Origin of the sequence: Robertmurraya dakarensis (assembly GCF_900156875.1) — a bacterium.
Lineage (GTDB): Bacteria > Bacillota > Bacilli > Bacillales > Cytobacillaceae > Robertmurraya > Robertmurraya dakarensis.
Window position 1 is genome coordinate 166,171 of the sequence record NZ_LT707409.1, and the last position, 15,529, is coordinate 181,699.

The 15,529-nt window shown below is 40.8% G+C and carries 13 protein-coding genes; 9 read left to right on the forward strand and 4 right to left on the reverse strand.

What is annotated here, in order from left to right:
- Window positions 1-258: 258 nt before the first annotated feature.
- A complete protein-coding gene (locus CZ487_RS10055) occupies window positions 259-1,671 on the forward strand; it encodes a DHA2 family efflux MFS transporter permease subunit (RefSeq protein ID WP_077215262.1) in 1,413 nt (470 codons plus the stop codon).
- Window positions 1,672-2,020: 349 nt separating this feature from the next.
- Here CZ487_RS10055 and CZ487_RS10060 read toward each other — a convergent pair whose 3' ends face one another.
- From CZ487_RS10060 to CZ487_RS10075, 4 genes are all read right to left on the reverse strand, one after another.
- On the reverse strand, window positions 2,021-4,609 hold the full coding sequence (locus CZ487_RS10060; protein WP_077212064.1) for an ABC transporter permease: 2,589 nt from the start codon (window positions 4,607-4,609) through the stop codon (window positions 2,021-2,023).
- The gene (locus CZ487_RS10065; protein ID WP_077212065.1) at window positions 4,606-5,289 is read right to left on the reverse strand and encodes an ABC transporter ATP-binding protein; all 684 of its coding nucleotides are present in this window, start codon (window positions 5,287-5,289) and stop codon (window positions 4,606-4,608) included. The genes CZ487_RS10060 and CZ487_RS10065 overlap by 4 nt, the downstream gene beginning before the upstream one ends.
- 148 nt (window positions 5,290-5,437) lie before the next feature.
- Window positions 5,438-6,442, reverse strand: coding sequence for a sensor histidine kinase (locus CZ487_RS10070; RefSeq protein WP_077212066.1), 1,005 nt, complete (start codon window positions 6,440-6,442; stop codon window positions 5,438-5,440).
- A 1-nt stretch (window position 6,443) separates the two neighbouring features.
- The gene (locus CZ487_RS10075; RefSeq protein WP_077212067.1) at window positions 6,444-7,127 is read right to left on the reverse strand and encodes a response regulator transcription factor; all 684 of its coding nucleotides are present in this window, start codon (window positions 7,125-7,127) and stop codon (window positions 6,444-6,446) included.
- Window positions 7,128-7,401: 274 nt separating this feature from the next.
- On the opposite strand from CZ487_RS10075, the gene CZ487_RS10080 reads away from it, so the two are divergent.
- The 8 genes from CZ487_RS10080 to CZ487_RS10115 form a co-directional block, all read left to right on the forward strand.
- Window positions 7,402-8,151, forward strand: a complete 750-nt coding sequence (locus CZ487_RS10080; protein ID WP_077212068.1) for a DeoR/GlpR family DNA-binding transcription regulator — start codon at window positions 7,402-7,404, stop codon at window positions 8,149-8,151.
- Entirely contained in the window at window positions 8,148-9,059 is a 912-nt protein-coding gene (gene pfkB / locus CZ487_RS10085) for a 1-phosphofructokinase (protein WP_077212069.1), read from the forward strand. Before CZ487_RS10080 ends, pfkB begins: the two co-directional genes overlap by 4 nt.
- 15 nt (window positions 9,060-9,074) lie before the next feature.
- The gene (locus CZ487_RS10090; protein WP_077212070.1) at window positions 9,075-10,940 is read left to right on the forward strand and encodes a PTS fructose transporter subunit IIABC; all 1,866 of its coding nucleotides are present in this window, start codon (window positions 9,075-9,077) and stop codon (window positions 10,938-10,940) included.
- 75 nt (window positions 10,941-11,015) lie between these two features.
- Window positions 11,016-11,282: a phosphocarrier protein HPr gene (locus CZ487_RS10095; RefSeq protein ID WP_077212071.1), complete on the forward strand. Its 267-nt coding sequence runs from the start codon at window positions 11,016-11,018 to the stop codon at window positions 11,280-11,282.
- Window positions 11,283-11,353: 71 nt separating this feature from the next.
- On the forward strand, window positions 11,354-13,072 hold the full coding sequence (ptsP, locus tag CZ487_RS10100; RefSeq protein WP_077212072.1) for a phosphoenolpyruvate--protein phosphotransferase: 1,719 nt from the start codon (window positions 11,354-11,356) through the stop codon (window positions 13,070-13,072).
- An 18-nt stretch (window positions 13,073-13,090) separates the two neighbouring features.
- The gene (locus CZ487_RS10105; RefSeq protein ID WP_077212073.1) at window positions 13,091-13,948 is read left to right on the forward strand and encodes a class II fructose-bisphosphate aldolase; all 858 of its coding nucleotides are present in this window, start codon (window positions 13,091-13,093) and stop codon (window positions 13,946-13,948) included.
- A gap of 457 nt (window positions 13,949-14,405) precedes the next feature.
- The gene (locus CZ487_RS10110) at window positions 14,406-14,921 is read left to right on the forward strand and encodes a DoxX family membrane protein (RefSeq protein WP_077212074.1); all 516 of its coding nucleotides are present in this window, start codon (window positions 14,406-14,408) and stop codon (window positions 14,919-14,921) included.
- Window positions 14,922-15,115: 194 nt separating this feature from the next.
- On the forward strand, window positions 15,116-15,529 hold a 414-nt coding region (locus CZ487_RS10115; RefSeq protein WP_139339624.1), incomplete at its 3' end, for an SDR family NAD(P)-dependent oxidoreductase.

A 15,529-nucleotide genomic window follows, 5' to 3' on the forward strand; every position in this document is an offset into this window, starting at 1 on the left:
ATCATTTTTACAAACCAATAGATACCATATGGGCACCCCTGGAAATACAGAAAGATAGTAATCCGGAAATGTTAGCGGACCGTGTACGGAGATTAAATAAGGGGACGTTTTTATGGAAAAAGCGGATGTGCTTATTATTGGTGCTGGCGCAGCTGGATCTGTAGCAGCATACCACCTGACAAAAGCTGGTGTGTAATAGGCTCATGGTTACTAGTAGGAGAGGGATTTTTTATGAAAACACTTGAATCAGTTGTAACAATGGAAAAACAGGAAATTCGCGCCGTACCCATTATGGTTTCACTCATGATTGGTGTGTTTATCGGGCTCTTCAATCAAACGGCTTTAAATATGGCGTTGACGAATATTATGAGCGATTATCAAATTTCTGCTTCTGCTGCTCAATGGTTGACGACGGGATACTTACTGGTATTAGGCATTTTAGTGCCAATCTCTGGCATTTTGAATCAATGGATTCCAACTAGAAATTTATTTACTTTATCTCTCGGGTTCTCGATTGTTGGAACACTCCTGGCTAGTTTTTCACTGAATTTTACTTTCCTGATGATCGCTCGTGTCATCCAAGCGATTGGTGCAGGAATTTTAATGCCATTAATGATGAATATTATTTTAGTTTTATTTCCAGCAAGTAAACGGGGATCTGTGATGGGATTAATGATGCTTGTCATCATGCTGGCACCCGCAACGGGTCCGACGCTGTCAGGATTACTGATCGATAGTCTTGGCTGGCATGGAATCTTTTGGGTGTCTTTGCCATTACTCGCGTTTTCGGTGGTTTTTGGGTTGATTTTTATGCAGAATGTCTCCACCATTACAAAACCTAAAGTGGATATTTTCTCGATTTTCTTATCGACAATCGGTTTCGGCGGGATTGTATTTGGTTTTAGTTCTGCCGGCACTGGCTCAGGATCATGGGGGCAGCCCATTGTGATTATCTCAATGATTTTAGGTGTTATCGCACTAGTGGTGTTCTCGTTCCGTCAATTTAAATTAGAAAAACCAATGCTCGATCTGCATGTGTTCCGTTTCCCGATGTTTTCTTTGGGGACCATACTTGTTTTTATCTGTATGTTAGTAAACTTATCTGTTTCGATTTTAATGCCGATGTATTTAAAAGGAAGCTTGCTGCTATCTGCGTTCACTGCCGGACTGCTGCTGCTTCCAGGTGGAATATTAAATGGTCTGACCGCACTCTTTTTTGGACGGGTATTTGATAAATATGGACCTAAATATCTAGTAACCTCTGGATTTTTCATCGCCATCTGTTCCTTTTTCGCCTTTTCTAGAATAACGACGAGTACGGCTGAAACGACAATCCTGATGATCCACAGCTGTACCCTGATTGGTGTCGCTTTAATTATGAATCCTGCTCAAACAAATGGGTTAAATCAATTACCGAGACAGCTTTATCCGGATGGTTCGGCGGTAATGGGAACGATCATACAAGTGGGCGGGGCGATCGGAGTGGCACTTGCCATTACGAATATGTCTACTGGCCAGGAAAAATTTCTTCTAGCGTCAGCTCAACCAACCAATCCAGCTGTTTTATCCGAAGCACTAACAGCGGGTGTGCAGCACGCATTCATGTTTGCCTTAGGGGGAGCAATCATTGGATTCATTATTTCTCTTTTTATAAAAAGGGTGGAGGTGTAGTACCGGGTGTCCTTTTAAAGTGCAAAAGGTGAAATAGCTGGTTAAATAACTTGTGAAATCTAAAGGAATCCGGAGAGCCATAGGAGGAGAATTTCCCCCTAATGTATGGAGAATAGGCTGGAGAAGCAGATTTAAGGGGAGAAATTCCGCTTACCTTCTCTAAATAAGACAAAATTCAAAGATTTGGATAAAATAGAGGGAAAGTATTCCTTTATTTTTAGGGAAATATGGGTATTCCCTATTTAAAGGGAATTTCTCCGCTTATTTTTCATATACAGGGAGTTTCTTTTGTTTTTACGATAAGTCTATATAGAAACGCGGTTAGCACATCAGCTAACCGCGTTTATACTTATATATTTTCCTGTTTCAAGCTCTCGATAATGTTTTCATTTTTTATTTTTGAAATTGAATACAGCATCGCAGATCCGACGATCATAAAAATCACGATAATCACGAATAGGATGCTCATCCACGGAGGATTGAATCCATATTCGAAAGTATAACCAATTGATTGATGAATAGCCAACATAACGAGCATACTGATGGGCAGTCCGTAAACTAGAGCCTTTACCCCATAAAAGATACTTTCATAGTGAATCATTTTATTAAAACCTTTCGGAGTCATGCCAACGGATCTCAGCATCGCGAATTCGCGTTTTCTTAGTGTAATGCTTGTAGAGATGGTATTAAAGATATTAGCGATTGAGATCAAGGAAATCAGCGTGATGAACCCATAGGTAAAGACGGACATGAGTAAAATCATCTGTTCCTCTTGTTGTCTCTGCTGAAAAACATTGTAAATATGAATGTTTGTCTCTTTTCGGTCTTCGATCGCTGTTTGCGTGGCCATTGGGTCTGTACTATTTAGATAAACAAAGGTGGTAACTTCTTCTTGATCAATCCCCAGTTGGTCTATTGTTGCCTCTGGAACAATTAAGGTAAGACCTCCAAGCGAAGCAGTCTGGATGCCCACTGGAACTTTGCCGGTCAATGCGCCGATTTTAACGCTGCTCTCAAATTCCCGTTCAGGTTCTTCAGTCTCCATATCCTCGTGAAATCTAGTAAATAAGTCAATCCTTTCCCCAATTTCTGACTCAATCGATTTCGATTCAATAAATTTTCCAGATGCATAATCTTGATAAGAGATTTGGTCAATGACAATTGCGGATGGCGTGTCTTGATTTGTAAAATGATCAGCATCCACGCCAATTTGTTCGGCATAAGCGTTAAAACTCTTTTGATCCAAGGCATGCAGACTCACAAAGTAAGGGTATTTTCCATCCTCAAGAGCAAAATTGTTCTCTTCTATTTGAGTTTTCAATTGAGAGGGCAGTTGATCCGAGCCAATAAGTGCCTCAAATTGTACTTCCTCAATGATGGTGGAATCCGAGACATGATCAACCTTCGTAAACTCTGCTAGTTCTTCCCGGTCTAAAGAGCTGCTGGAAATTTGAATATCAAACTGAAGATCATTTTGCGACAACTCTAGTGATTTTTTCAGATTTTCGGTAAAATAGCTGACCGATAAAAAGAGGATAATGCTAATCACGAGTGAAAACACGGTTGCCAAGTATCTTTTTTTATTTCTTTTGACGTTTTTCAGTCCAATTTCGGCTTCCATTCCAAATATTTTCCGGACTAGCTTCGATGTTTTCACGGTTTTCCCTGACAATTTAATATCATGTGTTTGGCGAATTGCGTCAATGGCTGACACTTTTGATGCTTTTTGCGCAGGGATATAGGTTGAAATAAAAATTGTCAGGATCGAGATTCCGCATGCAGCAAGAATGGAGGATGGTGTGACAACCAGTTCTAGATTTTCAGAAACCCCTAATGCTCCTTGTAAGTATTTATTGATAAAAGCAAAGGTGATTCCAATCCCGGCAAGGCCGGCAAGGATTCCAATCGGGATACTGATTGATCCAATCACAGCTCCTTCAAAAAAGACGGAATTCCGTTTTTGCTTTTTCGTTGCGCCAACACTCGAAAGCATGCCTAAATGTCTGGCACGTTCGGATACACTAATCGCAAACGCATTATAAATCAATGCAACGGAGCCGATAATAATGATCCCCATGATGATGCCAGTTAAAGAATAGAGGGTGGTGCGCAATTGATCATTTTTCGTTACACCATAATATCGAAGCAAATCAGAATTAAAATTAATTTTTTCAATCCCATGGGTGGATGCGAGATTTTCTGCATGCTCATAAAGGGAACCTTTCACTTTCGGTAACACGACAAAAGCGTCAACTGTATCATCTTCGCTTAATGACTTTTCATCCACGTAACCAATGACGGTGTAACCAGGAGACCAGGTCAGTTCCCATGAAGGGCGTTTTATCTTCCCAACGATTGTTACGGTTTTAGTCTCTTTGATTTGCAGTTCTTCGTTGATATTATTCTCAACCCGCAGGAGAGAGTTACTCTGCGTTAGCTTCGTTCCGTCCTTTTTGTTCAAACGGTCACCAAGGTCAACCGTTAGTTGATCCCCGATTTTAAAATTTACCTTCGCATTGCTTACAATCGTCTCAGAAATCACAATTTCATCTTCTTTTTGAGGAAGTCTTCCTTGAATGACTTCAATCGGGAAGTGTTCCATGCCGACGCTGTTATAGTTTTTAAAAAATAAATACGGTTTATATTCATTGGCGGATTCTTCTAAGTTAGCATAAGCTTCGCTAGAGAGAATCAGCGTTTTTGTTTCGCTGTCCTGTGCAATTGTCTCAATTTGATCAGCTGTGACATCTTTATACTGAACATGCCATTCTCCATTGGTGTTAATATCCTGCCGAATCATTAAGTCTAGAAAAGAGACACCAAGTGTGGAAACGGCGGTTATCATCGCTACCGAAATGATGACGCCGATGATCGTCACAAGCGATCGGCGTTTATTCTCTTTTAAATGCCTTAATGTGACCTTATTGATAATATTCATGGACGAATCACCTCATCCTTGGCGACCTTGCCATCCTCAATGGAAATGACCCGATCTGCTTGAAGGGCGATGCGTTCATCGTGGGTGATGACAATCAATGTTTGATTGTAGGTTTTGTTAAACATTTTGAGCAGTTCCATGATTTCCTTGCTGTTCTTACTATCAAGGTTTCCGGTCGGTTCGTCGGCAAGCATAATCGCGGGATTGCTGATTAGTGCCCGTCCGATCGATACACGTTGCTGCTGGCCGCCTGAAAGCTGGTTTGGCAAATAGGAAAGCCGGTTGCTCAAACCTAAAACGTCCACAACCTTTTTAAATTGGTTAGGATCTACTTTTTGCTCATCTAAAAGCATTGGCAGCGTAATATTTTCTTCAACCGTTAAGATGGGGATTAGATTATAAAATTGATAAATCAAGCCAATTTGTCTTCGTCGAAAAATCGCCAGTTGTGTTTCATTTAAGTCATAGATATCAGTTTGATCAATGAGGACCTTTCCATTTGTAGGCCTATCGACTCCGCCCAGTAAATGGAGCAGTGTTGACTTTCCAGAGCCAGATGGCCCGATGATGCAGACAAAATCACCTTTTTTTACTGAAAAAGAAACATCATCCAGTGCTTTAACAGCTGTTTCGCCTTTGCCATAGACTTTTGACAGATTCTTAACTTCTAATATATTCATGAAAAAACCTCCGTAATTTCTCATCTTGAGGTCAGTATAACTAGTTAGTATGACTTTAAAGTGACTCTAAAGTGACAAATTATTCACTTTAGAGGGGAGGCGGGGGAACAAGAGCAAAAGTACATAAAAATAAGCAGGGATTGATCACTCAAATCACCTGCTTATAAAATTTAATATGAAATGTTGTCCCAACACCCGGTAGACTTTGCACTTCAATATCGCCTTGCTGACTAGTGATAATACTGTGCGCCATCGCAAGTCCAATCCCGACACTGTCATCGCTCGCATTTTTTCCTTTGTAAAACCGTTTGAAAATATAAGGAAGATCCTCCTTTGCAATTCCTTTCCCATTATCAGAAATAGTGATTTCTGTGAATAGAGCATTCTCAGAAAACTGAATCTTAATTTCGCCGCCTTCTTCAGAGTGTTCAACACAATTTTTAATGATATTAATAAGTGCTTCTGAGGTCCATTTGATGTCACCTAAAAACTCAGCACTCTCATCGCCTTTGATGCTCAAATTTTGCATTTTAATATCCATCGGAACCAATAGTGGTTGTACTGCAGTTTGCACGAGGTGCTCCACCACGACTTTTTCTTTTTTAAAAGAGATTGTTCCTGCATCGATTTTCGAAAGCTTTAATAAGGAAGAAACAAGCCATTCCATGCGGTCCAGTTGTACTCGAAGATTTCGGGTAAATTCGGTTCGTTTTTCATCATTTAAATTTTTTTCACTTAATAAATCCGCCATGACCATCATGGATGTGAGGGGGGTTTTTAATTGGTGTGAGATGTCTGATATCACATTGGTCAGTTTTGCTTTATCTTCGTGCAAGACGGCTCCTTGCTCAGAAAGCATTTTTGTTACTTTATAAATCTGACTTTTAAGAATGCTCAACTCGCCTTCATAGTTATCACGGACGTCCAAATGGAAGTCGCCATTGCTAATTTGCTGTAAATATCCTGAGAGTTTCTCCATTTCACGGTAACGCCATTTAGTGAAAATAAGCATGGTGCTGATAAGCAAGATCGAAATTCCTAGCACAAAACCGGCAGCAAGCATGGAAAGAAAAAGGGCTGTCAATGTAATTCCGATCCCGCTAATCAGTAAAAGAATGGTTAAGAGGATTTGGATTTCTCGATTGCGAAGCAACTCACTCACCAACCTTGTAACCCATGCCTCGAATCGTCTTGATCAGCGTTGGGTTTTGCGGGTTATCTTCTAACTTTTCACGCAATCTCTTAATATAGACGGTTAAAGTGTTGTCGTTGACAAAATCACCGCCGACATCCCAAATTCGATCGAGCAGCTGAGCTCTTGTAAGAACCTGTCCGATGTGATTGGCGAAAATGAGGAAAAGCCGATATTCTAGGGCAGTCAAAAAGATTTCCTGGCCATTTTTATATACTTTTCCATCTAATATATTAATTTGTATATTGTCGATTTCGATGATGTTTTTTGGCTGGGTTTGGCGAGTGTATCGGCGGTGTACGGATTTTATTCTTGAAACAAGTTCACGGATCCGGAAGGGTTTTGTAATATAATCATCTGCCCCCATATCAAGACCCATGACGACATTCACTTCATCATCATAAGCGGTTAAAAAGATAACGGGGATATCGCGGCGTCTTTTCACAAGCTCACATAAGTCGTAACCGCTTCCGTCAGGTAAGTTAAGGTCAAATAAACATAAATCGATTTCGTCGATTTTTTGATGTATAACTTCTGTTGCGGAAGCTGCATTTTGACAAAGCAGTGGTACATAATCCTCTTGTTTTAAGGAATACTCAAGTCCAGACGCGATGGTTCGGTCATCTTCTACCAATAAAATTTTCATACTGTTCATCCTAACATTTAGGCTTTTTCTTATATCTTATTGGAAGAGTGAACTGTCGTCAAAAATTAGGATAGTAAGCAGATTTTTTATAAAAATCAACCTAGTACTCAGTCTCTCATTTAAATGTGACAGTATTTTGACGCTTTTCAAAGAATGATTGATCGGGATTGAAAGTTGTTGGTTGTTTTTGAGTGTTTGTGATTGACATCGGCAGTTTTAAAAAGTAAAATAACATTGCAAATATCATTTGAAAGCGTTTTAAGGAGGGGATCGGGTGCTAGAGCCAGAACGCCATCAGTTGATTTTATCGGCATTGAAGACTAAAAATACGGTCAAGCTTCAAGAGCTTGTTGAGTTGACAAATACGTCAGAGTCCACGATTCGTCGAGACTTAACGCAGCTAGAGCAAAGAAATCTTCTTAAAAGAGTTCACGGCGGAGCGGCAAGACTGCAAGGGAAGCTCCAAGAACCTACGATGTCAGAGAAATCATCCAAAAACCTTCATGCTAAACAGCTAGTTGCCAAATATGCGGCGAGTTTGGTTGAAGAGGGTGACAGCATTTATTTGGATGCTGGTTCAACCGTTTTCGAAATGATCCCATACCTCCCAAAACAAATTGTCGTTGTGACGAATGGACTTATGCATACAAACGAATTGCTTGAAAAAAATATTAATACCTGTTTGATAGGCGGATTGATAAAGCCGACAACAAAGGCAATGGTAGGCCGCGGGGCAGTGGAGAGCCTGGAAAAGTACCGTTTTGATAAATGCTTTTTGGGCGTAAACGGGATTCATCCTCAGTTTGGCTTTACCACACCTGATCAAGAGGAAGCGCTCATTAAACAAATTGCTTTGTCTTTATCAAGGGAAACCTTTGTACTGGCGGATCAATCGAAGTTCTCAGAAATTGCTTTTGCAAAGGTTGCGGAATTGAATGAAGCAACCATTATCACAGATGAGATAAGTAGTGAAACAAAAAAACTTTTCACAAGTAAAACAAATATTAAGGTTGTGACAGCATGATTTACACATTAACGTTGAACCCATCTCTTGATTATATCGTTGAAGTGGACAACGTAGCATTAGGACAACTTAACCGAACAAAATCTGAAGCAAAGTTTCCGGGAGGCAAAGGAATCAATGTCTCTCAAGTACTAAAAAAATTTGATGTCAACAGTACGGCACTGGGCTTTCTAGGCGGTTTTACCGGTGCATTCATTGAAGATTATTTAAAATCCATTCATGTCGAAACGGATTTTGTCCATATAAAAGGCGATACACGCATTAATATCAAACTTCGATCTGAGGAAGAGACAGAAATAAACGCAAAAGGACCTAACATCACTTCTGATGATTTGGATCAGTTGAAAGATAAAGTTAAGAAGCTGACGAAAGAAGATGTACTAATCCTTGCGGGGAGCATTCCATCCTCCATGCCTGAAAACATGTATGAAGAGTTAGTCCAAATATGTGCAGGCAACGGTACTAAATTCGTGGTCGATGCAGAAGGGGACCTATTAAAAAGGATTCTTCCATTGAACCCATTCTTGATCAAACCGAATCATCATGAGCTCGGGGAATTATTCCAGACTAGGATTGAGACGGTTGAGGACACGATTCCATATGGAAAAGAGCTTGTGAAAAACGGTGTTCAAAATGTGATCGTCTCACTTGCTGATAAAGGTGCGGTATTTTTTAATAAAGACTTCACTCTAGTGTCAAATGTTCCAAAAGGGGAAATGAAGAGTTCAGTTGGAGCAGGAGATTCAATGGTTGCCGGGTTCATGGCAACTTTAGAAAAAACAGGAAATGTAGAAGAAGCATTCAAATATAGTGTGGCAGCAGGGAGTGCTACGGCGTTTTCACTAGGGTTATGTACCCTCGAAAAAGTAGAGCAATTGCTGCACGGAGTAAGGATAGAAAAGCGATAGGCGAGGAGAATGACGATGAAAATTACAAAACTACTCACAAAAGACACAATTCGTTTATCCATAAAAGGACAAAAAAAGCTTGATGCGATTGAAGATCTGGTAGACGTATTAGATTCAGCTGGTATTTTATCAGATCGTCATGAGTTTAAAGAAGCGATTTTAAAAAGAGAAGAGTCAAGCACGACCGGAATTGGCGAAGGGATTGCGATTCCTCATGCAAAAACAACTGCAGTAAAAAAACCTGCGATTGCTTTTGGCCGTTCTGTGGCTGGAGTTGATTATGAATCATTAGATGGCCAGCCTGCGCATCTCTTCTTCATGATTGCTGCACCAGAAGGAGCCAATAACACGCATTTAGAGGCTTTATCAAGATTGTCGTCGATTCTAATGAATGAAGAAGCGAGAAAACAGTTATTAGAGGCGAAAACTGAACAAGATATTTTAAACATTATCGACAGTTATGATGAAGAAGATGAAGCAGAAGATGAGTCGATGGAAGGCAAGAAGAATTTCATCATTGCGGTAACGGCTTGTCCGACCGGCATTGCACACACATATATGGCAGCAGATTCATTAAAGGCAAAAGCAGCGGAAATGGGTGTGGACATTAAAGTTGAAACAAATGGGTCAAGCGGTGCGAAAAACGTTCTAACACAGCAGGAAATTGAAGAAGCTGTCGCGGTTATTGTGGCGGCCGATACGAAAGTGGAAATGAACCGTTTTAATGGAAAACATGTGATTGAGACAGCTGTTGCAGACGGAATCCGAAAGCCCCAAGCGTTAATTGAAAAAGCATTGAAGCAAGATGCACCAATCTACAAAGGGAATGAAAGTTCGGAAAAAGAATCGACTGAAAAAAGAAGCGTTGGAGCTGCTATTTACAAGCACTTAATGAACGGGGTATCCAACATGCTGCCGTTCGTGGTCGGCGGAGGAATTTTAATTGCCATTAGCTTTATGTTTGGAATTAATGCTTCTGATCCGAACGATCCGTCCTATAATGCTTTCGCTGCAGCGCTTAATACGATTGGCGGCGGGAATGCATTTGGTTTAATGATACCTGTTCTAGCAGGATTTATTGCAATGAGTATTGCTGATCGGCCAGGTTTTGCTCCGGGGATGGTCGGTGGTTTATTAGCGGCAACTGGGGGAGCAGGCTTCCTTGGCGGACTTGTTGCCGGTTTCCTAGCGGGTTACTTAGTCGTTGGTTTGAAAAAAGCATTTATGGGGCTTCCGGCTTCATTAGAAGGCATCAAAACGATCTTAATTTATCCTTTACTCGGAATTGCTTTTACTGGTCTGATTATGCTGTATGTAGTTAACGGCCCGGTCGGTGCTTTAAATACAGGAATTTCAGAATGGCTATCTGGATTAGGTACAGGAAATGCAGTATTATTGGGAATTGTTTTAGGATTAATGATGTCATTTGACATGGGTGGTCCGATCAATAAAGCAGCATATGTATTCGGAACAGGGCTGTTGGCAAACGGTGTGTACGAGCCGATGGCAGCGATCATGGCAGCAGGGATGGTGCCGCCGCTTGGAATCGCGATCGCAACAACGATTTTTAGAAGAAAATTCAATAAGCAGGATCGTGAAGCAGGTAAAGTCAATTATATTATGGGATTATCTTTTATTACGGAAGGTGCCATTCCATTTGCAGCGGCAGATCCAATCAGGGTAATTCCGTCTGTGATGGCTGGTTCTGCAGTGGCAGGAGGACTCTCGATGTTATTCGGTATCAGTCTTCGTGCACCGCATGGCGGGGTGTTTGTTATGCCGCTTGTTGATGGCAACTGGCTGCTATACTTGCTGGCAGTGGTAATTGGTGCCGTTGTATCAGCATTGTTATTAGGGATTTTGAAAAAACCAGTACAGTAACTTTAAGAAATGAAGCAAGGAAACCCTTTTTCCTTCCTTGCTTTGTTTTACATACAGTAACAGGAGGAATTACAAATGGTAGAAAAAATGTACACAATTACGAGTGAGGCTGGATTACATGCGCGTCCATGTACAGCATTGGTAAGTGCGGTTACACCGCTTAAATCGGAAGTCGCGCTTGAATATAATGGGAAACAAGTAAACTTAAAATCGATTATGGGTGTGATGTCCCTTGGAGTTTCTAAAGGGGCGACTGTAAAAGTGATCGCAACAGGCGATGACGAAGAACAAGTAATATCAAAGATTGATGAGGTTATGATAAAAGAAGAACTTGCAGTGTAAGCGATAGATTTGGAGAAGATGGCGTTCTGCCATTTTTTCCTTTTTAGGACTAGTACTAGGGGGTAAGAGTTATGACTACAACTATTACAGGAATCGCAGCATCTCCCGGGATTTCGATTGCCAAGGCATTTATTTTACAAAATCCGGAACTTAAAGTAGTAAAAACAAAGGTTAAGGATACGAATGAAGAAATACAACGCTTAGAAAAGGCGTTAGAAAAGTCAAAAGCTGAACTAGAAGTGATTAAAGAACATGCAAGCAAGGAACTGGGCGAGGATAAGGCAGAGATATTTGCTGCCCATCTCCTTGTATTGAGTGATCCTGAATTAATCAATCCAATTAAGGATAAAGTTGAAACAGAGCAGGTGAACGCTGAATTCGCATTAGATGAAGTTGCGAACATGTTCATTACACTGTTTGAAAATATGGATAACGAATATATGAAAGAACGCGCCGCAGATATTAGAGATGTCACGAAGCGTGTGCTGGCACATCTATTGGGTGTTACGATTGCGAATCCAAGCATGATTTCAGAAGAAGTTGTGATTATCGCAGAAGACTTAACACCTTCTGATACAGCTCAGTTAAACCGTCAATATGTGAAAGGGTTCAGTACGGATATTGGAGGGCGCACGTCTCACTCTGCAATTATGAGCCGTTCCTTAGAAATTCCTGCGGTAGTCGGTACAAAAACGGTCACATCTGGGGTTGAAAACGGGACGTTGGTGATTGTCGACGGATTAGATGGAAAGGTGATTGTTGATCCGACAGAAGAAGTTGTGAATCAATATCAAGATAAGAAAGCGGCTTATGACGCTCAAAAAGCGGAGTGGGCTAAGCTGGTGGATGAGAAAACGGTGACTACAGACGGTCAGCACGTTGAGCTTGCTGCAAACATTGGAACTCCTGATGATGTCCAAGGAGTGTTGGAAAACGGAGGAGAAGGCGTAGGTTTATATCGGACCGAATTCCTATATATGGGACGCGAAACTCTTCCGACAGAAGAGGAACAATTCGAGGCTTATAAAGCGGTGCTTGAACGTATGGGTGATAAGCCGGTCGTTGTGCGTACACTCGATATCGGCGGTGACAAAGAGCTTCCATATTTAGATCTTCCGAAAGAAATGAATCCGTTCTTAGGATTCCGCGCGATCCGCTTATGTTTGGAAATGCAGGATATGTTCCGTACACAGCTTCGGGCATTATTGCGTGCAAGTGTATTCGGTAACTTAAAAATCATGTTCCCGATGATTGCTACACTTGATGAGTTCCGTGAGGCAAAGTCAATACTGCTTGAGGAAAAAGAAAAACTTCAAGGAGAAGGGATTGCGGTTTCTGAAACGATTGAGGTAGGAATCATGGTGGAAATTCCATCTACAGCTGTAATGGCGGATCTTTTTGCAAAAGAGGTCGATTTCTTTTCAATTGGAACGAATGATTTAATTCAGTATACATTAGCAGCAGATCGCATGAACGAACGAGTTTCTTATCTTTATCAGCCATACAACCCAGCAATTCTTCGCTTGGTTAAAAATGTCATTGATGCAGCGCATAAAGAAGGCAAATGGGCCGGTATGTGCGGAGAAATGGCAGGGGATGAAGTTGCAATTCCACTGTTACTAGGGCTTGGTTTAGATGAATTTAGTATGAGTGCGACATCGATTTTGAAGGCTCGCAGTCAAATTTTACGATTATCTCGAGAAGAATTGCGATCTGATGCGCAGAAAGCTTTAATGATGAATACAGCTGAGGAAGTTAAACGTTTTATTGAAGAAAAATACATCAATTAAGAACGAGGAGGAACAGATATGCCTTTAGTTTCTATGAAAGAAATGCTGATTAAAGCGAAAGAAGAAGGCTATGCGGTAGGGCAGTTTAACTTGAATAATCTTGAATTTACTCAAGCTATTTTACAAGCGGCGGAGGATGAAAAATCTCCAGTTATACTAGGGGTCTCTGAAGGTGCTGGAAAATATATGGGTGGTTTTAAAACAGTTGTAAAAATGGTAGAAGGGCTGTTAGAAGATTACAAAATTACCGTTCCAGTCGCGATTCATTTGGACCATGGTTCTGGTTTTGACAAGTGTAAACAAGCAATTGACGCTGGTTTCACTTCTGTGATGATTGATGCTTCTCATCATCCGTTTGCAGAAAATGTGAGAATCACTTCTGAAGTAGTGGAGTATGCTCATGCTAAAGGCGTTTCGGTGGAAGCAGAACTGGGCATTGTCGGCGGAGAAGAGGATGGCGTCGTTGGGAATGGCGTTATTTATGCAGATCCACGTGAATGTGAGGAATTAGTGACTCAGACAGGAATCGATTTTCTTGCTCCTGCTCTTGGCTCCGTTCACGGACCATATGTGGGAGAGCCTAACCTTGGTTTTAAAGAAATGAAGGAAATTGCTGAACTTGCAGGGGTACCGCTTGTGCTGCATGGTGGAACAGGAATCCCGACGAAGGATATTCAAAAAGCGATTTCACTCGGAACTGCTAAAATCAATGTGAATACCGAAAACCAAATTTCTTCTGCGAAAAAAGTTCGCGAAGTATTAGCGGCGAATCCAAATATGTATGATCCACGTAAATACCTGGGACCTGCTCGCGAGGCCATTAAAGAAACAGTGATCGGAAAAATCCGTGAGTTTGGTTCTTCAGGGAAGGCGTAACACGGCGCTTTAGCTTATATAGTGATAGAAACACGATATTTCACGAAGTGGAGTATCGTGTTTTTTTTGGATGCAGATGTGGGGAATTCTTTTTCAGACAAGGTAAGTGGTAAATGCGTAAGCGGAGTCTGAATTCTTGGTGGATTCGGACAAGGAGCAAGGGAAAAACGCAAGCGGAGTCTGAATACGAGAAGGATTCGGACAGCTCATGGAGTAAGTGATCATACCGAGTCCGATATACGGGTCTAGACAACCGTTGTCCAGCTTGCGTTCCGCACCTTTTATTGGTGTCAAATAGTATAATCATTATAGTTAAGGTAGATACAAGTTCAATATTCCGCCATAACTTTTTTACGCATTTGTGACATGTTTCACAAAGTGCTGATTGTCCGTCAAGTTCATGGTATTCTCTGAGTATAGAAATTATCTTATATATTCCTGAAAGGAAGAGATCATAATGATCAACAAAACACTAAGAGAAAATAATATTGTAGCAGGAGTTTTAACATTAATTAGATTATATCTAGGTTACGCTTGGTTTACTGCAGGGCTTGGAAAATTAACAGGTGGATTTGACGCTAGTGGATTTTTAGCCAATGCAGTGAAAAATCCAGTTATGGGCCCAGACGGAAGTGCCGTTTACGGCTGGTATGTAACATTTATTGAAGGCTTTGCTCTTCCAAATGCCGAATTATTCAATGTCTTGATTCCTCTTGGAGAAACTTTGGTTGGCTTAGGACTGATGCTGGGTGGCTTAACAACGGCAGCTGCATTCTTTGCAGTAGTCATGAACTTTGCTTTTATGCTTGCTGGAACAGTATCTCACAATCCAACAGACGTTTTAATGGGCGTTATCATTATTGCAGCTGGCTACAATGCAGGTAAATTCGGATTAGATCGTTATCTATTACCATTCTTACGCAAGCTAGTAAACAAAGGAAAAGAAGAAAAAGCACAATCTGTATCTGCTTAAAGAATAGTAGAAGAGGATGGCTTGGGGGATCGTTTTAACGATTTCTAGAGTCATCCTCTTTCTTTTTTGTTGACCTTTATAGCTTTGAGAGAAGTATTAGGCATTTTTAAAAATAAAAGGTAATTTCGAAAATTTATTGAATTTATCAATAGATATAAATCATTTTGTTTGTATGATAAAGGAGGGGAACCATAATGGAATTTGGACTTACCGGAAAAAATGCGATTATTACAGGCGGAAGTGCTGGGATTGGTTTATCGTGTGCGAAAGCATTGGTTTCAGAAGGAGCTAATGTGATGATTATTGGGAGAGATCGTGTAAAACTTGAAAATGCAGTGAACTCTTTACGTGAAATTGATGAAAAGCGTAAGGTTATTGCAATTAGTGAGGATTTAACGAGTCCTTCAGTAGCGGAAAGGATAGGGGCAGAGGCCATTTCTCAATTTGGAAAAATTGATATTTTGATCAATAATGCAGGATCTGCTAAAGCGGGATCATTTTGGGACCTTAGTGATCAAGATTTCTTAGATGCATGGACTTTAAAACTATTAGGCTACATTCGGATGGTGAAGGCTGTGGCACCATATATGATGAAGGAAAAGCAAGGA

What these genes read in the sequence shown, in the direction of transcription:
- CZ487_RS10055 (WP_077215262.1), top strand. Translation starts at nt 259, where the DNA reads ATGGAAAAACAGGAAATTCGCGCCGTACCCATTATGGTTTCACTCATG.
- CZ487_RS10060 (WP_077212064.1), bottom strand. Translation starts at nt 4,609, where the DNA reads ATGAATATTATCAATAAGGTCACATTAAGGCATTTAAAAGAGAATAAA.
- CZ487_RS10065 (WP_077212065.1), bottom strand. Translation starts at nt 5,289, where the DNA reads ATGAATATATTAGAAGTTAAGAATCTGTCAAAAGTCTATGGCAAAGGC.
- CZ487_RS10075 (WP_077212067.1), bottom strand. Translation starts at nt 7,127, where the DNA reads ATGAAAATTTTATTGGTAGAAGATGACCGAACCATCGCGTCTGGACTT.
- pfkB (WP_077212069.1), top strand. Translation starts at nt 8,148, where the DNA reads ATGATTTACACATTAACGTTGAACCCATCTCTTGATTATATCGTTGAA.
- CZ487_RS10090 (WP_077212070.1), top strand. Translation starts at nt 9,075, where the DNA reads ATGAAAATTACAAAACTACTCACAAAAGACACAATTCGTTTATCCATA.
- CZ487_RS10095 (WP_077212071.1), top strand. Translation starts at nt 11,016, where the DNA reads ATGGTAGAAAAAATGTACACAATTACGAGTGAGGCTGGATTACATGCG.
- ptsP (WP_077212072.1), top strand. Translation starts at nt 11,354, where the DNA reads ATGACTACAACTATTACAGGAATCGCAGCATCTCCCGGGATTTCGATT.
- CZ487_RS10105 (WP_077212073.1), top strand. Translation starts at nt 13,091, where the DNA reads ATGCCTTTAGTTTCTATGAAAGAAATGCTGATTAAAGCGAAAGAAGAA.
- CZ487_RS10110 (WP_077212074.1), top strand. Translation starts at nt 14,406, where the DNA reads ATGATCAACAAAACACTAAGAGAAAATAATATTGTAGCAGGAGTTTTA.